Below are 18855 nucleotides of genomic sequence, written 5' to 3'. Positions count from 1 at the left end.
AGTCCCCCATGTATTCACCATTTCCTCCTTTGAGTAAGCCTTTTATCAAGGTTATCTACTTCTTCATAGAATTTATTCTCTTAGTATCAGTTCTTCTTAATTTGTTCAGTCCTTCCTTAATGTTTCGAACCATCAAGTACTATGACGTCTGCTGACTTCTGACAGTTCAGTTATCTATCACTAGATAAGTTACCACATGAGTGTAGCGTTTCTGTCAGACCTCCCCAGGTAAGTGCATATTCTTTCTTTCCATGTACCTACTTCATTTACTTAGTAACATCTTTGGCAGTAAGGACTTTGTTTTGTTTCGCAAACTCATCCAATATTACCTAGCCTTATATGAAGTTCGTGTTCCTTAGGTCGGAAATTTGCCGCCGACTTCCTTCAGATTCCGCGTCGCCACGGACACCCTTGTCTTAAGCTAACCACTACTACTGCCTACGTGGCTCGGGACTTGCACCCTATAGATTATGCACATGCTGGGCGCACGAAAATAAAAAGAAGGAGACAGTGGTCTCCTTCTTTTTTTAGGCTTGAGTTACGTTTAACTTTGCAGCTAATTTGTTTAACATATCTTCAGACATACGATCTAAATCAAATTTTGGATCGAAGCCCCACTCTTCTTTTGCAGCAGAGCTGTCAATTGAATTTGGCCATGAATTAGCAATTCCTTGACGAATAGGGTCAATGTCGAAATCTAATGTAAATTCAGGGATGAATTTACGAATTGATGCCGCGATTTGAGTTGGTTCAAATGACATCGCTGAAATATTAAATGCATTACGATGTTTAAGTTTTGATGGATCTGCTTCCATTAACTTAATAATCGCATCAATTGCATCAGGCATATACATCATATCCATGTATGTTCCTTCACCAATGAATGAAGTATATTTCTTATTTTTTAATGCCTCGTAATAAATATCAACAGCATAATCAGTAGTACCTCCACCTGGCACTGTATCATAAGAGATTAAGCCTGGGAAACGTACGCCGCGAGTATCTACACCAAATTTTTCAAAGTAATAATCACATAATAATTCACCAGCTACTTTTGTAACACCATACATTGTAGTAGGACGTTGGATTGTATCTTGTGGTGTGTTATCCTTTGGAGTTGCTGGTCCAAATGCACCAATTGAACTTGGAGTAAAGAATTTTAAGCTTAATTCTCTCGCTACTTCAAGAGCATTCACTAAGCCACCCATATTTAAGTCCCAAGCTAATGTTGGTTTTGCTTCTGCAACTGCTGATAATAGAGCAGCTAAATGAATGAACGTATCAATTTCATACTTTTTAGCAATCTCTAACATTTTTTCTTTATCCATTACGTCTAAAATTTCAAAATGACCAGTTTCTAAAATTGGACTTCCTTCAAGACGGCGAATATCAGTCGCAACAACATTTTCATTACCGTATTCATTTCTAAGACGCATAGTTAATTCTGAACCGATTTGTCCAAAACAACCAGTAATTAATATTTTCTTCATTCCTTAGTCCACCTTATAGTAATAAAATATCGAAATTAATATTTAAAGTTATTTAATAACGTTTAATTCGCGACCAACTTTTTCATAAATAGCTAAAACTTCATCTAGCATTTCTTTAGTATGCGCAGCTGTTGGCATATTACGAATACGACCAGTTCCAAGTGGTACTGTTGGGAATACGATTGACTTCGCATAAACTCCCTCTTCGTATAAACGTTTAGAAAATTCTTGTGTAAGATTTTCGTCACCGATAATACATGGTGTAATTGGTGTTTCAGACTCACCAATATTAAATCCAAGTTTTGATAAACCAGCTTTTAAGTAATCACCATTTTCCCAAAGCTTTTCGATTTTTTCTGGTTCTTCAGACATAATACGAATTGCTTCAATACATGCAGCAGCATTTGCTGGTGTTAAAGAAGTAGAGAATAAGAAAGGACGTGCACGAACTTTTAACCAATCGATTAATTGTTGTGAACCTGCAACATATCCACCTACAACTCCAACAGCTTTAGAAAGTGTACCAATTTGGAAATCAATTTTATCTGATAATCCAAAATGCTTAACTGTTCCAGCTCCTTTACCCATAACGCCAGAACCATGAGCATCATCGATATATGTAATTAAGCCAAATTCTTCAGCAATTTTTACGATATCAGGAATATTTGCTACATCTCCATCCATAGAGAAAACACCATCTGCAATGTACATAACTTTTTCATATAAACCACAAGTTGTAGCTTCTTTTGCTTTTACACGTAAATCATCCATATCTTGGTGTTTTACACGAATAATTTTTGCGCCAGAAAGTCTGCAACCATCGATAATTGAAGCATGGTTTAATTCATCAGATAGAATTGCATCTTTTTTCGTCATTACCGCTGAAATAGCACCCATATTACAGTTAAAACCAGATTGGAATGCAATAGCAGCCTCTGTATGTTTAAATTCAGCAATCGCTTTTTCAAGTTGATCGTGGATATCCATCGTACCATTAATCGTACGTACCGCTCCTGCACCAACTCCATATTTTTCAGTTGCTTCAATAGCAGCTTGTTTTAAACGAGGATGAGTCGCAAAACCAAGATAGTTATTTGAAGATAAATTTATAAATTGTTTACCACTAATTTGAATAGTAGCTTCGTTAGAACCTTCTAAAGAGTTAATCTCATTATAGAGCCCTTTCTCTTTTAACTCTGCTAATTGTGGAGTTAAAAATGCTTCTAATGTCTTGCTTGACATAAATACCAGCTCCTAAATTAAGTTTATTTATCTAAAAGGAGTAAGCCCCCATTTTATATCTATTATTTATTATTAAATAAATATAAAAAATTATCGTTTTATTATTTTCCATTTTTGTAAGAGAAAATTTTTTATGTATTGAATACAATATACTTATTTGAGGCTTTCCGAATTCAATTATAAATCGGTTACATGGCATTAGGAATACTTTTATTCAAAATTTATTCGAAAAAGGTTGAATTTAAATTATTATAAAGATTCATATAATTCGAATATTATTCAATTTATTTTTTTAGTAAAACATCTGTTGGCTAAAAAGGGGTGGAAGAAGGATCGTGTTGATTAAAGTCTGATGTGTAAATATAAGTTTGAATTGCTGCAAATAAATTATGCAGAGCTGCAAATAAACATTTGGGAAGAGAATAAATAATGACATTCTGCAAATAAACAGTGAACTGCAAATAAAATTTGAAAACCGCAATTAAAATTAACAAATCTGCAATTAAATCCCAAAGAAACGCAAATAAAATAAAAAATTACATATACTGGTAATGGTATTTTCACTTAAAATCAGAAGAGTTAAGTCACTTCCATATCGAAAATAAGCATTTCTCCTCTCTTTCCCATAAAAAATTTCGTATTCTCTCTAAAAAACCTACTAAAACACACGTACATTCCATTTTTCACATTAAAAGGGGGCGCCTATTTGTCAATTAACACGACACAACAGACACCCCCAAAAAGTATAAATTATTTTTCCACAATACTAAGTAATAAATTTTTTTCAAATATAAATTAGTGCATTTAGGCTCTTATTTGTGTGCCAACGCCTTGTCTAATTTTCTTTTCATTCATTAAATAACGAGATAATCCAACTGTTACGATTAAAGAAACCACTACAGGAATTGAACCCATCCATGTAATTGAACGGATCGATAATTGACTGACTGCAAGCCCTCCGATTGCTGCTCCAAATGCAAATCCTAATTGCATCATTGACTGATTTAAACCTAATAACACATCAGATGATTTAGGAGAAATTGTTGCTAAGTTAAATTGTTGTGTTGCCCCAGATGACCATCCAGAAAATGACCATAATGTAAGGATAATGATCACTGTATTGATTGAACTAGAGATAAATGATAATAATAAAATCGATAAAATATTAAGGACTAATCCTCTTTTTAAAGTAAGCGTAATTCCCCACTTGTCTGCACTGAATCCCCCGAATTTAGATCCAAATAAACTAGCGATACCAAGCATTAAAAGAGCAAAACTTAATACGTGATCGCTCATCTTAGTAGTTTGAATAAGGTAGGGTGATAAATAAGTAAATACGATCCCATATCCGCTCATTAAGAAAAAAGTAATCGATAAAGCTAATGCGATTTTTGGTTGTTTAATCAATGCAATCTGCTGCATTAATGGAATCGGTTGATCACCATTTGTTTGTGGAATTGTTTTAACGATAATTGCTAAAGAAATTAAAACGAATATGGCAACTCCAAGAAAGATTAATCTCCAATCATAAGCAGCTGCTATAAATCTGCCAATTGGAACCCCTATGATTAGTGATGCCGTAAATCCCATGACAACAGTGGCAATTGAACTTGCCTTTTTATCTGCTGGAGCAATCTTTGCAGCCAAGCTAAGCACAGTTACAACAGTAACTCCCGCACTTAACGCCATTATAATGCGCGCAACCATAAACAAACCGTAACCAGGCGCAATTACTGCTAATAAATTACCTAAAATAAATACGCTTAAAGAAAATAGTAGTAATTTTCGACGTTCCATTTTGGCTAATACGGCCATTAATATCGGTGTACCGATCGCATAGATTAATGAATACACCGTAATTAGTTGCCCTGCAGCTTCAATAGAAATACCAAATTCATCGGCCATTTTATCTAAGATTCCAGAAATAACATATTGTGATGTTCCTACTAAAAAACTTATCATTGCTAAAATATAAATTTTCCCTTTATTTGTCATAAAATAATTCCTCTCAACATAAATTATATATTTCTATAAATACCGAAATATGAAACTTTAGAGAAGGAAGCCACTTGATCAGCTTCCTTCCTATTATCTATTCATATCAAAGCTTAGATTAGAACATTTAGATGCTTTTTAACATCATATTCTTCAATTGCTTCACCATTTTTCAAACGGTGTAAAAGATCCGGATTCGAAATTAGAGGACGCCCGAACGCGGCAACATCAATTGTTCCCTCATTGATAGCTTTTTCTGCCATTTCAGGATTTAATGTTCCTACTCCAACAATAATTCCATCCCAGTACTTTCTAACAAGCTGATGCATCGTTTTACCATCTGCAAGTATACGATCAAATTGCATAATCGAAGGGTGTAATAAAGTTGCACCAACTTCTTTGAATGCTTCAATAAATGTACGAATTGCATATTCTGGGTCTTCCCACATATAGCCAGGAATATCAGCTTTATGAGCAGAAAATCGAATCATCGTTCTTTCAGTACCAATTGCTTCGATAACTGCTTTTATTACTTCCTTCATGAAGGTTAATCTTTGTGGAAGATCACCACCGTATTGATCTGTACGATGATTTGTAACATCTGAATTAAATTGATCGATTAAGTATCCATGTGCAGCGTGAATTTCGACTCCATCAAAACCAGCTTCAATCGCATTTTTTGCTGCTTGAGCATATTGATTGATTACTTCTTTAATATCCTCGGTAGTCATTTCTTCTGGTATATCGTATGGTTTACGAAAACGAGAAACTAATCCTTCTGCAGGAATCGCTGAAGGTGCTTGTGGTGGCATATTTCCAGCAAGCTCGTGATGTGATAATCGGCCTACGTGCCATATTTGAGAAATCATTGTGCCACCCTCTTTATGAACAGCATCAGTTACCTTTTTCCAAGCTTTAATTTGATCCTCAGAATAAATACCTGGAATACCTGGGTAACCTTTTCCACGTGGACTTATTACTGTTCCTTCTGAAATAATCAAACCTACTCCATCTGCAGCTCGTTTACGATAATATTCGACTATATCTTCTCCAACAACACCTGTTTGATCATCTGCAAAACTTCTTGTTAATGGAGCCATTGCAGTACGACTACGTAAATTCCATGCACCTATTTTTACTGGTTCAAAAAGTTTACTTTCTAGACCATTTTCTAATTTTCCCCAACTAGTTTCATCTTTGCTTACTAAACTCATATTCAATTCCCCCTTATATTATTCGGTATTTATACAAATACTGAAATATAAACTAAAATTTTACCGCTTTATTTTTAAAGTAAAGCGGGTGCGTATTTTTCCAAAACTTCTCGTTGTAAACTATAGTATCTGAAGGTTCCTTCTTTGCGAACTGTTAGCAAGCCGCAATCAAGTAATGGTTTTAAATGATGTGTCAACGTAGAATTGGCCGATATCTTTATTTGGTTTTTCATTTCTGAACAAGCTAATTCAGATTGCTTAGCAAGTACTTTAACAATTTGTAAACGAGTGGATTCCCCTAATGCCTTATAAATCTTTACTGCAATATCATCGTTCACCACTTTAACCTCCTTTCAAAACCAGCGCTTATTTCAGTATTTCTAGAAATATTGTATTTTAACTAATTTATGATGTCAAGAGTCATGATTCATATAATATAAAAAAATTTGGCTAATTGAAGAGCAAAGAAATAATTGATCTTGTTCACTTAATTTTAGAGTTTTTTTTCGAGAATATACAGTTTTAAGAAATACGTACTTTATTCATGAACTCATTCATGAACTAATTAAAAAAATATATATTGCTCTTGTATATTGTATTTTTTGCGAGAAATCATAAACCCCACAAAGGAATTAATTACCTTGTGGGGTTTTTCACTATCTACTAAATGAGTAGATTAAACAATGTTGGATTGTTGTTTATTTCCACGAATTGAATTTCATGACAATTCATTCTCTCAATCAGTGATTTGTAATCGGATTTATTGGCCAATTCTATTCCAACTAGTGCTGGCCCATTATCCTTATTGTTTTTCTTTGTGTATTCAAACCTTGTAATGTCATCGTTTGGTCCTAATACTTTATCAAGAAATTCACGTAATGCGCCAGATCGTTGTGGGAAGTTGATGATGAAATAATGTTTTAGTCCTTCATGAATTAAAGACCTTTCTTTTATTTCTTGAAGTCGGTCAATATCATTATTTCCACCAGATACGATACAAACGACATTTTTCCCTTTTATTTCATCTTTAAATAATTCTAAAGCTGATACAGACATAGCTCCAGCGGGCTCTGCAATGATTGCATTTTTATTATAAAGCTCTAAAATCGTTGTACAAATCTCACCTTCTGGAATAGCGACAACTTGGTCAAGTACATCTCTACAGATTTCATATGTTAAATAACCAACTTGGCCAACCGCTGCTCCATCAACAAATTTCTCAATAAAAGGTAAAGTTACAACTCTTCCATTTGCAATCGATTCAGCCATCGAAGCAGCACCCAGCGGCTCTACTCCAATTACCTTAGTTGAAGGACTAATTCCTTTTATGTAAGTTCCAACTCCAGAGCTTAATCCACCTCCGCCGATTGCTACGAAAATATAATCTACTGGACGGTCAATTTCATTTAATATTTCAACTGCTACGGTACCTTGCCCTGCAATTACATCTTGATCATCAAATGGATGAATAAATGTCATTTGATTTTCATTACAATATGCTTGTGCATTTTGATGAGCAATATCAAAGGTGTCACCGATTAAGATAACTTCAACAAATGGTCCACCAAAGAATTTCACTTGTGAAACTTTTTGATTCGGCGTTGTTGATGGCATAAATATTTTCGCATACACCTGCAAATGATTACATGTATATGCTACGCCTTGGGCATGATTGCCTGCACTTGCACATACAACCCCTTTTTGTCTTTCTTCATAAGACAAGTTGCTAATTTTGTAATATGCTCCTCTAAGCTTAAATGAGCGGATTATTTGTAAATCCTCTCGCTTTAAAAATACGTTACAATCATATTTTTCACTAAGCATTGTACTAATCTGCAAAGGTGTTTTATTCGTAACTTCTTTTAACGTATTATAGGCAACTAAAATATCCTCAATCTTAACAGTACTTTTTACTTTCTCCATATAACTACCTACCCTTTGCATTTTTTTATATAAATTCCATTATAGTAAAAGTTAGTTAATAAATAAACAGAAAATTCAATTTTCCAATGAAAGTTTTATGTCAATTTACATAAATTAAATAAAATGTGCCTACTAACGGTTCTTTCATTCTAATTGGCAGTAATACACTAGTTATCATTTTCAGTAGGATATGCTATCATTTTTATATTAAATATATAGATATTAGGTGATTTAAAAATGGAAAATCAATCTTTATTATTAATTGATGGCTTTAACTTATTAAGTAGAGGCTATTTTGCAACTTCTTATGGGAGAAGTGATGAACAACTTTCTAAGACGAAAGATGGCGTTTATATAAATGCATTAAGAGTCTTTATTCCAAAGCTTTTTAACTTAATTAAAGAACATAACATTACTCATCTTGCCATTACTTGGGATGTTAAACGTGAAGAAACTGACCGTCGAAATAAATATGATTTTTATAAAGCAACTCGTGGAGAATTACCAACACCACTTATTGAACAATATTTCACTTTAAAAACAGCATTAGAAGAAATCGGTATTGCTCAACTAGAAATGGCACCGTATGAAGCCGATGATTTAATGGGTACTTTATCAAATAATTGGTCTAATTCTGTTAAAAATAAATGCTATATTTATAGTAATGATCGAGACTTACTACAATTAATAAACGAGCATACATCTCAAATCATTGCTCAAAAAACAGGTGAAATTGTTTACTCCCTTGAGCACTTCAGTAATGATTATGGGATCCATCCGAAACAATGGGTTGATGTAAAGGCATTATTAGGTGATTCTAGTGATAATATACCTGGTTGCCCTGGAGTAGGAGAAAAATCGGCTATTCCATTAATTCAACTTTATAACTCAGTTGAAGAATTGTACGAGAATATGGAAAATCTTGATTCTAAATTTAATCGCTACAAAAAGAAATTAGAAGCTGGGAAGGACTCTACTTTTATTAGTAAAGAGCTTTCTGCAATAACAATTGATATACCTCATTTTGCTGAATATACATTTGAAGATTTAAAAATTAATATTGATGAAGATAAATTATCACTTAAACTTGAGGAATTAGAAATTCGTGTGAAACGATAAAAGTCAAATTTTATTTAGGAGAAATATAAATGTCTGAGTATTGGAATGCGTATTTTAGTTTTATAAATGATAAACCCGCTACTGTAGTATTAGATATGGAAGTAACTGAAGAAGTAAATATTGAAGATTATCCAACGATTATTTGTATAAAACTACAATTAAAAAATCCAGACGAACGAGGTTTTCCTAGCAAACATGAATTAGAAGTTTTAGAAAAAGTTAATAGAGATATTGAAAAACGTATTAATCTAAAGCTCTACCTTAATGTTGGAAGAGTTACGACTGATGGTTTTAGGGAACTTGTCTATTATACTTCTGAACAAGATCCTAAAATGCTTATCGAAGTTGCCGAACAAATTATTGAAGCGAATGATTACGAATTTGAAATGTATGGTATGGATGAAGAAGAATTATGGGAATATTATTTCGAATTTCTTTATCCAAACCAATACAATCTACAGCATATAAACAATGCTGAATTAATCGAGCAATTACAAAGATCTGGTGACAAATTAAAATTACCTCGTAAAGTTGAACATTTCATTCTATTCAATGATGAAATAAAGATAAAAGAGTTTATTAGTGAAATAGCAAAAGAAGGTTTTAATTTTGAAGGAAAGTATTCAAATAATGATGAAGAATTAGATGAAGAGTATGAATTTAACGTACGTATTTCTAGATTAGATCATGTTGATCTAGATAGCATCGATCAACTAACTGATTACTTAATCGAAGCTTCAGAGCATTTCGGTGGTAATTATGATGGATGGGAAACTCTTGTGATCAAAGATAAACATTAACTTCAGTATAAAGAAAAGAACACTACCGTTTTTGAGTAACTAAAAAAGTAGTGTTCTTAATCATTTAGGAATTAACTTCTGATGGTTGATTCTTATCATAATTCATAAAAATCATCCATTAATAAAAAAGTGCTAAAAAAGGATGCAATCATTTCAATAACTATATATCAATGTTTAAGAAAAACTGAATTCATCATCTTTTATTATCCTATGTAATCTTATAAATTTATCTGACTTTGAAATGAAATGGTTACTTTCACCATTACCTAATCCTCTTGCTATCCCATCGATTCTCCCTATCATTTCATGTTTTTTCTACCCAATTCCCCAACAATAAAGCTCATATTTTGAGCTATAGCCACCATAAAAATATGCATACTTACCTCTTATACTTATAGCATGTGAACCTCGAAATTTCACTGGGACTTTATAAGTTTTTATGTCTCTTGATTCAGGATATAGTTGTATCAATGGGAATTCAGAATATGGAAATAGCCATATAGTCGAACCCTTTCCTTTTGAAATTGCATAACAATCATCTATACTCGGGCCTTTTAACAAATCAGAGTGATATCTAAAAAGAACTTTGCCTTCTAAGCTGAATAACACTAAACCCTCTGTAGAAATTCCACGTCCAAAAACACCTTCATCAAAATAACTAATCCAAATTCCTTCCTTACCTACTTGGACATCTTCTACTCCATCTCCTAATTTTGAAAATGCAACAGTTTCTAAAAATAAATCATTCAACTAATTCCCTCCAAACACGTTTAAACTATGATTCTAATCTTTTTAAAATTGAACTATCTAATGCGTTAATTGAATTAGACGAAAAATTTTTTTACTTAATTCTAAAAACTTTATTTATATCCAATTCTTCTGAAATAGTTTTCGCTTGAAGGTCGAATAATAAATACACTTAAAAATAGCGCTAAAAATAACATAATAAAACTACCAGTAATTACTGACATTTTAACCGATACATAGTGAGTAGAAAATCCGATTAGCATAGTTGAAACTATTACTAATATCGCTTCAACAAAACCATAGATACTTCCAACTCTTCCCATTATCTTAATATCTACGTTGGATTGGTAAAATGTATCAAATCCCGTATTTGCAAAAGACAACGCAAATGATAATAAGAAAAATCCGAGCCCATCCGTTGAAAAAGAATTAGAAAATGAATATACGATATATCCTAATGATAAAAAAATTGTCCCAATCCCCATAAGCCAAGAAGGAGTTAGTCTTTTTGCAAAAATTGTATTGATAATTGCACCTATACCAATTCCTGCACCAGCAATACTTACTAGAACACCATATTCTGTATTACTCAAATGAAGTACACTCTTTGAAAACACTGCTTCTAATGAATCAATAGCGGTCGTTAAAACTAATATACTATTAAACAAAAAATAAATTATCATAACGTAACTTGATTTACGGCTAAATTTTAAAACCTCAGTAAAATCTTTCTTAATTAGTTTGATGGAGAGCTTCTCATATTTTACATTTCGTACTGCTACCTTATCTAAATCAGGCAAACAAGCTGTAACAATTCCTGAAATGAGAAACGAGATCGCATTAATATTAATAGCGAACATAGGTGTACCAATCATAAAAAGTAGACCTGCAATCGCTGGTCCAGTTAGGAATCCTCCAGATTGAACTAAACTACGCAAAGCATTGAAGCGAATCCTCTGATTCTGTGGAATTAATTTAGTTATATAAGTTGTTGATGTTGGATAAAACATTGAACTTCCCATATTAACGATAAAGACGATTACAAAGATCAGAAAGACGGATGATATACTTGGTAATAAGAATATTAATAATCCCCTCAAAAAATCCAAAAATACCATTAAATTCCTTTTGTTAAATCGGTCAATTAAACTACCAGCCCATAGGTTAGTAAGTATTGTTGCTAGTGGTTTCAAGACATAAAGAGTGGATACAGCCAAAACAGATTTAGTCATATCAAAAATAATTAGATTTAGGGCGATTAAATAAATCCAATCACCAATATTTGAAACGCCTATTCCAAATAGTAAAAGCAAAGGTTTTTTCCAAGTAATATACATCTTATTTTTTATCATTTAACACCTCTAAATAAATATTTTTTATTTGTACAAATAAAAAAACTCGCCCTCCAAGACCGTAGTCTTGGGGACGAGTTTCCCTATCGTGTCGTGGTGCCACCCCAGTTTGTTAATATGTCATCACATTAACCTCATTAAGTACATTATAAACATACTCAAGCTCTATAACAGGAGCGCCTGTCATACCATCGCCATTATTGGTCCGATATGAAACTCAGAGTCTTGCTTCAATAGTTCATTCATACTCCTTTTCAGCAACTGGAGTTCTCTAAGATGAATGAATTCTATTTACTCTTCTCTTCAAAGTTTTTTTATTTATTTTTATATTATTATAACTTTTCTGTCTTATTTGTCTACTCCTTTTTATTTATTCGTTATTGCACTATCCTGCCTTTTAGCTCCATAAAAAAAATTGTTTTTAAAAAATAGGCTCTGCTATATCAGGTTGATTTTTCAATAAAGTGTTGGGATTTTACTGGTTCCCTAATTTTTAATAAATTCAGCGTTTTATCTGTAATCTGTTGTTTTAAATAGGCATGCTCATCGTAATGGTTCTATTTTTGAATCCAGTTTTTTCATACAGTTTAATGGCTTGATTACCTGCGTATACACTTAAACGAACTTCTGAATATCCATCTTGTTTAAGTTGTTCTATACCAGAGTCTATCAATGGTTTTGAAATACCATTTCCTCTAAATTGCTCTAACACAAATAATTCATAAATAAAACCATATTTCTATTCAGTTAATTGGTCTTTACTTGTTCCTATAAGAATCCAATCCATTAGATTATCATTTTCAGAAGCTATTAAATAATAGCATCCTTTCTGCAATAACGGTTCAATAAGTTGTTTTATTTTTTCATCTGATGGTTTTGCCTCGCCTAATGTACCATCGAATAAGGCTTGTGGCGAAAGCGATAGAATCTTTTTATATTCCGACTCATTTGGTTTTCTAATTTCCATAAATTGAGTCCCCCCTCCAAAGCATTACTCTATCTACCAACGGTACTACGCTGCTATCCGACTCCCTGCATCGGCATTTGGTTTCCTTGCTTGTTATCACTTGTACACCATACTCTTCTATTAAATGAAAAGATCGGTAGGGTCTCCCGAGTTGCCGTATCATATCAATGTGTTACGTGCCAAGGTCTCTGACTGCGGAGAGGCTTTACCCTTCTTGCCTTAACGAAAGGTAAAATGTTGCTTTCTGCTATGCGTAAGGCATCAGCCCTCTCGATTTACTAACATTTCGAAGCTCAATCCCATCAACCATTTGGCTTTCGGCCCGCAACTTAACTGTCTACGCTTAAAGATTAAAGTTACCTTTAATCCTCCAAGACTCGCTACGAGTGAATGGCTAGTTCTTTCTCGACGGAAATCCCACCCGCTATATGAGCCGACCTAAGCTCGGCCGCACACGCATGCTTTAGTTGCATTTTAAAACACTTTATTTACTTATTTTCACAACAAAAAAAGCGCTCCTTAGAACAATGTTCATAAAGGGACTACTCCCGTTAAAACATCGCACCTAAGAACGCTATAGAATGTTCGATATCCAGCGGACTTAAAAAGTCGACAAATAAAAAGAAAAATGAGATAAACTTAGTATATTAGATTTGTAAATATTTAACTATGCTATTAAGCCAATTTTACAAATACTCCCCTGACTTTTCCATACATCCCTTTTTGGTACTCATATGTAATGATGTTAACATGATGGATAGAAAAAAATGTAAAAAGGGACGATTGTTGCCATCATTTAACAATGTGTATATTTACGCAAGCATATCTTGATATTCCTTTTTGCGTTCAAATTCAGCCTTAGCAAATGGACAAAGTGGCACAATCTTTTTGTCTTGTTCTCTCATCTCTTCTACAACAGAAGCAACAAGTTTACTGGCAATGTTTTGTCCTCGCAAGGATTCATCGACAAAAGTATGATCAATGATCACTTTTGATGCTCCAGCTTGTACAAATGTAATTTCAGCGACAATTTTCCCTTCTTCATTCTCAATGAAGTGTTTTTTCTCTGCCTTTTCAATATTCATATTATTTATCATCCTTTTTATAAATATATTGTAGTGCACCACTTGGACATAAATCGATCGTTTTCATAGCTGAATCTGCTTCTCCATTATCAGCAAGAATCCATGGCTTTCTTTTTGTATCAAACACTTTCGGCATTGTCCTTACACAATTACCTGAATGTGTACAGATATCTTTGCTAAAATAAACTTCAATCTCTTCTCCAGAATATTTCCGATATCCTTTACTTAGTAGGTCTTCTTTATTCATTTCATAATCCCTTCTCATTTTGTATATTTTCTCCTATTTTTAAGCAAACCAATTTTAAACAAATACACTCATTTATTATTAGACATCTAACCTAAAAAAAGCACCTCCAAAATGTCGATAATTATTTATACGACCTTGGGAGTGTTTTTTCCTTTGTCTGAGGTTTTTATTTGACCGGAACCAATACTATATAAGAATTTGGCTAGTTAAAACAGTTATTATAATTGACTCTAAAGAAGGGTTTAAACAATAAAAAAGAAACGTAATCATTTTAAATATATTTTTGGGTTTAGTAGTTGTTAATTCCTTATCGAACTCGTGCATGCTTTAGTTGTTTTACTCTAAACGAAATAATGTTAATCAACTAAGTACAAATTAAAGGATTTTAGTTTTCCACCCACAACTACCCTTTGAACTTCTTTTTCCCAAAATGGAAGTATTGTCTCATAAAAATTTTCAATGATTTCTATTTTAGTTGATAACTTGTTTACACAAAATTCACTGTATTTAAATATGATTATTGCGAATTTATCAATTTTATTTTCTTTATATTTTCCTTCTTCAAACCATGTCAAATCCGTAATCCAATCTAAAATCTATCCCCCATAAACTCACATGATCTTGGAAATTCAAACTTTGTCTCGACTTCAGTAATATACTCTTTCCACGTTTGGATTTTTTCTCCATCTATTTCTACTAGGAATAAAGAAGTATCACTAATCATTTGGTCTTTTAATTTAGCAATTTCAGATTGTGATATATTATAAATTTTGTTTTTTATCATTTAGACAGTCCTCGTTAGCTTTTAAAATTTTTTTATCATCAATTTATTCAATAACTTGAACCTAATTTCCTTTTTCTTATTGAACTGAACTGCCATTTTGTTAAACTAAATCATTACGTTAGTTCTACAGCCAGTAAAATAATAATGGAACTATTATGTTTGGAAACCCTATTAAAGCTAACCTTTTAGTTGTTTCAAGGCGTTCATGTCTATCTTCTTTTGATTCAAATGAATAATTTGCTCGCATTCGATCACCACTAACCATTGAACCTGAAAATAACATTGATAACACAATAAACACAACTCCAATTACTCCTGTAAACTCAACAACCTGCTTTAACAGAGCCTTTAATTTAAATAATTAGTTTGCTAACGTGAATTATATTTTTGGGTACCAACTTTCTTATTCAACTTCCCACAAACGTTCACAATCAAACTCGTTATTCTTAAACTTCAAAAGATAAATATCAGGATTGCTTAAACTTTTCCAATTCTCAAAACCAAATTCTTTGTTAAACTGTTTTATAATTAAAGACATCAAATTCCCATGAGTTACAACGATTGTAATTTGATTTTCACTTTTGATGATTTCATCTATTACGCTTATTGCACGATTAGTAGCTTCTTGACTTGATTCACCGCCATCGAATTTTAATTCTAGATCTTCAAATGTGGCTTTTAATTTTTCAAGCCAGTCAGGTAAATCAATCGAGCTTAGCTTACGTTCAGACAGTCGCTCATCGAGAACAATGTCTATTTTCTTTTCATTACTTGTCGGTTCGATTGATTGAATTGCACGTAAAAAAGGGCTTGAAATTATTTGGTCAACTTTAATTTTCGAGAAAAAATTACTCAAATGCTTAGCTTGTATTAAACCTCGCTCTGTTAGATTCGCCTCATATGGCTGTCCTTCAGCTTCACAGTGTCTAATTATATAAATCTCTTTTTTCATTTTATCTGCTCCTACTTTGCTTTATTTGATTGAATCTATAAATTTTCTTTCTATTTTTTTATATTAACATTAACTATTCTAATTTTGATAATTGAATTTTCTGATATCTACATTGAACATTTTTTATGAATTGATGACGATTCGAATTGAATGTATTATTTTAATTACAACAATCATTCGGGAAGGTAATTACATTTATCAAAAATTTGATGTTATTGAAATTAAAGAATATTTGATTTTAAGGAATATCATTTTCATGGCAAAATAGAGGAGTTTTTAAGAAATGAAAGAGTATTTTACAATTGGTGATGTTTCAAAATTATTCCAAGTCAAAATTGCGACACTAAGGTATTATGATCAGATTGGTCTCTTACGTCCGGAATTTATCGATAAAAAGACCAACTACAGATATTATTCAACACAGCAGTTTGAACGGTTGAATTCAATAAAATATTTGAGGGCTTTAGATTTACCAATAAACGAAATTATAGATTTTTTTAATTATCGAGAAATTGATGCTCTTGTTGAAATGTTAAAAAAACAAAAAGATGAAGTTGCCCAAAAAAAGAAAGAATTGGAGATTATTGAAACTAAAATATCGCGTCGCCTATTGCAAATTGAAGATGCTGTTAGTACACCTTTAGATAAAATTTCGGAAATAACACTTCCTGAAATGCATGTAGCATATTTACGCCATGATTACGTTTTAGGCGATGATATTGAATTACCTATTACAGAATTAAGGAATAGTTTTGGAATTAATGAGGAAATTTTTTTAGGGAAAATTGGAATCTCGATCTCAGCTTCTAATTTGAAAAATAATGTTTTTGATAAATATTCTAGTATTTTCATGGTACTTGAAGATGGTGATCACATACCTCCAACCTCCATTCTTATTCCATCAAGAAACTATTTGAGAGTTCGATTTAAAGGTACTCACATTGATGCAGTTGGTTATTATAAAAAATTGTTGAGCTATATGCAAAAACACGATTATGATCTGTTAGACGATTCGTTTGAAATTACACTTATTGATTATGGCTTTACCAATGATGAAGAAAAACATGTCACGGAAATTTTATTGCCCTACGAGTAAACTTAATAATAAAAACCCACTTGACCCTCTAGTAACTAGAGGGTTTATTTTTTTATTAATACACTATTAATAAAAGGAGAAATGGAATTATGTTTGGCACGATTTTTAACACAATGATGATTATAGCCGGGAGCTTGATCGGGAGCATCTTTAAAAAAGGGATTAAAGAAGAATATCATGAAATTCTTATGCAGGCGATGGGATTAGTAGCTTTAGGTTTAGGTATAAACTCACTAGTTCAACATTTGCCTTCCAGCAAATATCCAGTTCTTTTTATTGTAAGTTTAGCTATAGGTGGATTAATTGGGCAAAAACTCAAGTTGGAATCAAGATTTAATAGTTTCGTTAATAAATATTCTAAAGGTAATTTAGCTGAAGGGTTATCAACTGCTATTTTATTATTTTGTATTGGAACATTATCGATTTTAGGGCCAGTAGAAGCAGCCTTAAAAGGAGATTACACGTATCTCCTAGCAAATGGTACCTTGGATGGTATTACTTCGATTGTTTTAGCTTCCACTTTTGGGATCGGAATAATTTTTGCTGGTATCGCTTTATTTACGTGGCAGGGATCCATCTATTTAATTGCAATACTAATGAAGAATTCCTTAAGCAATGATCTTCTAAATGAAGTGACGATTGTAGGAGGTATATTAATTATAGCGTCAGGCCTAAGTATATTGGGGATTAAGAAATGTAATACTTTAAATCTACTACCATCATTACTAATTCCTCCTATTGTATTTTTATTTATGCATTTATTCCATTTATAATGTTTGTGAAATTAGTTAAGAAGACTAGGGAACCTCACAAAATGAAGTTTCCCTTAATTACTATATAAAAATCAACATGTAAATGAAGCAGAGCAAATAATAAGGTATTCCTAAACCAAAAAAATTGGAGTTTATTTGAACTCCAATTTCTCTTTCTATATTAATCTGTCTAAAAATACGTTTATAATTAAAAACTGAAGTTTAAAGTATTTTATTTATCCAGCTTTTTAATTATCCAACCACAAATGATAATAAATGCAACACAGCCAATTCCTACGAGTACCATTAACATTCAATCATTCTCCCCATTTAACGATCCCAGTCAAAATATTTCTATGATAGTGCTTTATTCACTCAATATAAATTCACATTGTATATAATAAATTTCCCCGTCACAGCCCCCTAAACAAGCTAAAAACCATCCTTGTTATAGAGAAAGAACAAACTGATAGTGTAAACCGTTATATTTTTTAAATATTGACTTTACTTTTAATTTGAATACCTTTAGTTAGAAACCTTCATAAATCCTATATTCTTATGTAAAATAATTATATCAACTGGGATAATTTTTATAACGGTAAATAATCTGTTTACAAACTATTTTGTCAAACCTACAAATTCTCTAGTTTTTTATTTTATTCTTTTTGCAAGTGGATGATTATCACTGAATTGTATTAAGTCCCATAAGTTTCCGTATAAATCCTTAAATACTGCAACCTTACCATAATCTTCTACTTTCGGTTCTCTTACAAACTCAATTCCTTTTGAATTCATTTCGTCGTAATCTCTCCAGAAATCATCCGTTCCTAAAAATAGAAAAACTCTCCCACCAGCTTGATTTCCAATGAATGGCTCTTGCTCTTGTTTCGATGCCTTTGCAAGTAGAATAGTCGTTCCAGAAGAACCAGGTGGACTTACAACTACCCATCTCTTATCTTGTTCAGGCTGATATGTATCTTCAATTAAATTAAAATGAAGTTTCTTCGTATAGAACTCTATAGCTTCATCATACTCTTTTACGACTAATGCAATATGAACGATTGACTGGATCATTATCTTATCTCCTAAC

The 18855-nt window shown here is 32.3% G+C and carries 20 protein-coding genes, 1 pseudogene and 1 other annotated feature; of the genes and pseudogenes, 5 read left to right on the top strand and 16 right to left on the bottom strand.

Annotated features, from left to right (window positions below):
• Positions 1 to 527 precede the first annotated feature (527 nt).
• The 6 genes from V5E38_RS06280 to ilvA form a co-directional block, all read right to left on the bottom strand.
• A complete protein-coding gene (locus tag V5E38_RS06280) occupies positions 528 to 1490 on the bottom strand; it encodes an L-threonine 3-dehydrogenase (RefSeq protein ID WP_499212577.1) in 963 nt (320 codons plus the stop codon).
• A 48-nt stretch (positions 1491 to 1538) separates the two neighbouring features.
• On the bottom strand, positions 1539 to 2732 hold the full coding sequence (locus tag V5E38_RS06275) for a PLP-dependent aspartate aminotransferase family protein (protein ID WP_499212576.1): 1194 nt from the start codon (positions 2730 to 2732) through the stop codon (positions 1539 to 1541).
• Positions 2733 to 3536: 804 nt separating this feature from the next.
• Positions 3537 to 4727, bottom strand: a complete 1191-nt coding sequence (locus tag V5E38_RS06270) for an MFS transporter (protein WP_499212575.1) — start codon at positions 4725 to 4727, stop codon at positions 3537 to 3539.
• 113 nt (positions 4728 to 4840) lie between these two features.
• The gene (locus V5E38_RS06265; protein WP_499212574.1) at positions 4841 to 5941 is read right to left on the bottom strand and encodes an alkene reductase; all 1101 of its coding nucleotides are present in this window, start codon (positions 5939 to 5941) and stop codon (positions 4841 to 4843) included.
• 74 nt (positions 5942 to 6015) lie between these two features.
• The gene (locus V5E38_RS06260) at positions 6016 to 6279 is read right to left on the bottom strand and encodes an ArsR/SmtB family transcription factor (protein ID WP_499213522.1); all 264 of its coding nucleotides are present in this window, start codon (positions 6277 to 6279) and stop codon (positions 6016 to 6018) included.
• Between the two features lie 325 nt (positions 6280 to 6604).
• Entirely contained in the window at positions 6605 to 7864 is a 1260-nt protein-coding gene (gene ilvA, locus V5E38_RS06255) for a threonine ammonia-lyase (RefSeq protein ID WP_499212573.1), read from the bottom strand.
• A gap of 237 nt (positions 7865 to 8101) precedes the next feature.
• On the opposite strand from ilvA, the gene V5E38_RS06250 reads away from it, so the two are divergent.
• Positions 8102 to 8983 carry a 5'-3' exonuclease gene (locus tag V5E38_RS06250; protein ID WP_097978715.1) on the top strand — a complete coding sequence of 294 codons (882 nt, stop codon included), beginning with the start codon at positions 8102 to 8104 and terminating at the stop codon, positions 8981 to 8983.
• 29 nt (positions 8984 to 9012) lie between these two features.
• Complete coding sequence (locus tag V5E38_RS06245; protein WP_499212572.1) at positions 9013 to 9783, top strand: DUF695 domain-containing protein; 771 nt, start codon at positions 9013 to 9015, stop codon at positions 9781 to 9783.
• Between the two features lie 315 nt (positions 9784 to 10098).
• On the opposite strand, the gene V5E38_RS06240 is transcribed toward V5E38_RS06245, so the two are convergent.
• From V5E38_RS06240 to V5E38_RS06220, 5 genes and pseudogenes are all read right to left on the bottom strand, one after another.
• Entirely contained in the window at positions 10099 to 10533 is a 435-nt protein-coding gene (locus V5E38_RS06240) for a YxiH-YxzG fusion protein (RefSeq protein WP_499212571.1), read from the bottom strand.
• Between the two features lie 110 nt (positions 10534 to 10643).
• Positions 10644 to 11882, bottom strand: coding sequence for an MFS transporter (locus tag V5E38_RS06235; RefSeq protein ID WP_499212570.1), 1239 nt, complete (start codon positions 11880 to 11882; stop codon positions 10644 to 10646).
• A 66-nt stretch (positions 11883 to 11948) separates the two neighbouring features.
• Positions 11949 to 12198: a binding site (T-box leader), on the bottom strand.
• A 213-nt stretch (positions 12199 to 12411) separates the two neighbouring features.
• Positions 12412 to 12849: pseudogene (locus V5E38_RS06230) on the bottom strand (GNAT family N-acetyltransferase).
• A gap of 812 nt (positions 12850 to 13661) precedes the next feature.
• Positions 13662 to 13934 carry a GNAT family N-acetyltransferase gene (locus V5E38_RS06225; protein ID WP_097978711.1) on the bottom strand — a complete coding sequence of 91 codons (273 nt, stop codon included), beginning with the start codon at positions 13932 to 13934 and terminating at the stop codon, positions 13662 to 13664.
• Position 13935: 1 nt separating this feature from the next.
• Positions 13936 to 14181 carry a (4Fe-4S)-binding protein gene (locus V5E38_RS06220; RefSeq protein WP_335407543.1) on the bottom strand — a complete coding sequence of 82 codons (246 nt, stop codon included), beginning with the start codon at positions 14179 to 14181 and terminating at the stop codon, positions 13936 to 13938.
• A gap of 127 nt (positions 14182 to 14308) precedes the next feature.
• Between V5E38_RS06220 and V5E38_RS06215 the strand changes: the two genes are divergently transcribed.
• Positions 14309 to 14434, top strand: a complete 126-nt coding sequence (locus V5E38_RS06215) for a DUF3977 family protein (RefSeq protein WP_499213521.1) — start codon at positions 14309 to 14311, stop codon at positions 14432 to 14434.
• 103 nt (positions 14435 to 14537) lie between these two features.
• Here V5E38_RS06215 and V5E38_RS06210 read toward each other — a convergent pair whose 3' ends face one another.
• The 4 genes from V5E38_RS06210 to V5E38_RS06195 all read right to left on the bottom strand — a co-directional run bounded on the left by V5E38_RS06210 (position 14538) and on the right by V5E38_RS06195 (position 15917).
• Positions 14538 to 14756 carry a hypothetical protein gene (locus tag V5E38_RS06210; RefSeq protein WP_499212569.1) on the bottom strand — a complete coding sequence of 73 codons (219 nt, stop codon included), beginning with the start codon at positions 14754 to 14756 and terminating at the stop codon, positions 14538 to 14540.
• A gap of 14 nt (positions 14757 to 14770) precedes the next feature.
• Positions 14771 to 14965: a hypothetical protein gene (locus tag V5E38_RS06205; RefSeq protein WP_499212568.1), complete on the bottom strand. Its 195-nt coding sequence runs from the start codon at positions 14963 to 14965 to the stop codon at positions 14771 to 14773.
• A gap of 124 nt (positions 14966 to 15089) precedes the next feature.
• A complete protein-coding gene (locus V5E38_RS06200) occupies positions 15090 to 15308 on the bottom strand; it encodes a DUF5316 domain-containing protein (protein ID WP_499213520.1) in 219 nt (72 codons plus the stop codon).
• Positions 15309 to 15368: 60 nt separating this feature from the next.
• Complete coding sequence (locus tag V5E38_RS06195) at positions 15369 to 15917, bottom strand: histidine phosphatase family protein (RefSeq protein ID WP_499212567.1); 549 nt, start codon at positions 15915 to 15917, stop codon at positions 15369 to 15371.
• A 283-nt stretch (positions 15918 to 16200) separates the two neighbouring features.
• Here V5E38_RS06195 and V5E38_RS06190 point away from each other — a divergent pair, with 283 nt between their 5' ends.
• A complete protein-coding gene (locus tag V5E38_RS06190; protein ID WP_499212566.1) occupies positions 16201 to 17013 on the top strand; it encodes a MerR family transcriptional regulator in 813 nt (270 codons plus the stop codon).
• Positions 17014 to 17102: 89 nt separating this feature from the next.
• Positions 17103 to 17786 carry a DUF554 domain-containing protein gene (locus tag V5E38_RS06185; protein ID WP_387324811.1) on the top strand — a complete coding sequence of 228 codons (684 nt, stop codon included), beginning with the start codon at positions 17103 to 17105 and terminating at the stop codon, positions 17784 to 17786.
• A 630-nt stretch (positions 17787 to 18416) separates the two neighbouring features.
• Here V5E38_RS06185 and V5E38_RS06180 read toward each other — a convergent pair.
• Positions 18417 to 18839 (bottom strand): VOC family protein, encoded by a 423-nt coding sequence (locus tag V5E38_RS06180; RefSeq protein ID WP_097978706.1) that lies wholly within the window; start codon positions 18837 to 18839, stop codon positions 18417 to 18419.
• Between the last annotated feature and the right edge of the window lie 16 nt (positions 18840 to 18855).

The sequence above is a fragment of the Rossellomorea sp. GAMAL-10_SWC genome (assembly GCF_049568075.1).
Taxonomy (GTDB): domain Bacteria; phylum Bacillota; class Bacilli; order Bacillales; family Bacillaceae_G; genus Gottfriedia.
The sequence above is the reverse complement of the archived record's forward strand: the minus strand, read 5'-3'. Positions and strand labels throughout refer to the sequence as shown.

What these genes read in the sequence shown, in the direction of transcription:
- V5E38_RS06280 (WP_499212577.1), bottom strand. Translation starts at nt 1,490, where the DNA reads ATGAAGAAAATATTAATTACTGGTTGTTTTGGACAAATCGGTTCAGAA.
- V5E38_RS06275 (WP_499212576.1), bottom strand. Translation starts at nt 2,732, where the DNA reads ATGTCAAGCAAGACATTAGAAGCATTTTTAACTCCACAATTAGCAGAG.
- V5E38_RS06270 (WP_499212575.1), bottom strand. Translation starts at nt 4,727, where the DNA reads ATGACAAATAAAGGGAAAATTTATATTTTAGCAATGATAAGTTTTTTA.
- V5E38_RS06265 (WP_499212574.1), bottom strand. Translation starts at nt 5,941, where the DNA reads ATGAGTTTAGTAAGCAAAGATGAAACTAGTTGGGGAAAATTAGAAAAT.
- ilvA (WP_499212573.1), bottom strand. Translation starts at nt 7,864, where the DNA reads ATGGAGAAAGTAAAAAGTACTGTTAAGATTGAGGATATTTTAGTTGCC.
- V5E38_RS06250 (WP_097978715.1), top strand. Translation starts at nt 8,102, where the DNA reads ATGGAAAATCAATCTTTATTATTAATTGATGGCTTTAACTTATTAAGT.
- V5E38_RS06245 (WP_499212572.1), top strand. Translation starts at nt 9,013, where the DNA reads ATGTCTGAGTATTGGAATGCGTATTTTAGTTTTATAAATGATAAACCC.
- V5E38_RS06235 (WP_499212570.1), bottom strand. Translation starts at nt 11,882, where the DNA reads ATGATAAAAAATAAGATGTATATTACTTGGAAAAAACCTTTGCTTTTA.
- V5E38_RS06225 (WP_097978711.1), bottom strand. Translation starts at nt 13,934, where the DNA reads ATGAATATTGAAAAGGCAGAGAAAAAACACTTCATTGAGAATGAAGAA.
- V5E38_RS06220 (WP_335407543.1), bottom strand. Translation starts at nt 14,181, where the DNA reads ATGAATAAAGAAGACCTACTAAGTAAAGGATATCGGAAATATTCTGGA.
- V5E38_RS06205 (WP_499212568.1), bottom strand. Translation starts at nt 14,965, where the DNA reads ATGATAAAAAACAAAATTTATAATATATCACAATCTGAAATTGCTAAA.
- V5E38_RS06195 (WP_499212567.1), bottom strand. Translation starts at nt 15,917, where the DNA reads ATGAAAAAAGAGATTTATATAATTAGACACTGTGAAGCTGAAGGACAG.
- V5E38_RS06190 (WP_499212566.1), top strand. Translation starts at nt 16,201, where the DNA reads ATGAAAGAGTATTTTACAATTGGTGATGTTTCAAAATTATTCCAAGTC.
- V5E38_RS06185 (WP_387324811.1), top strand. Translation starts at nt 17,103, where the DNA reads ATGTTTGGCACGATTTTTAACACAATGATGATTATAGCCGGGAGCTTG.
- V5E38_RS06180 (WP_097978706.1), bottom strand. Translation starts at nt 18,839, where the DNA reads ATGATCCAGTCAATCGTTCATATTGCATTAGTCGTAAAAGAGTATGAT.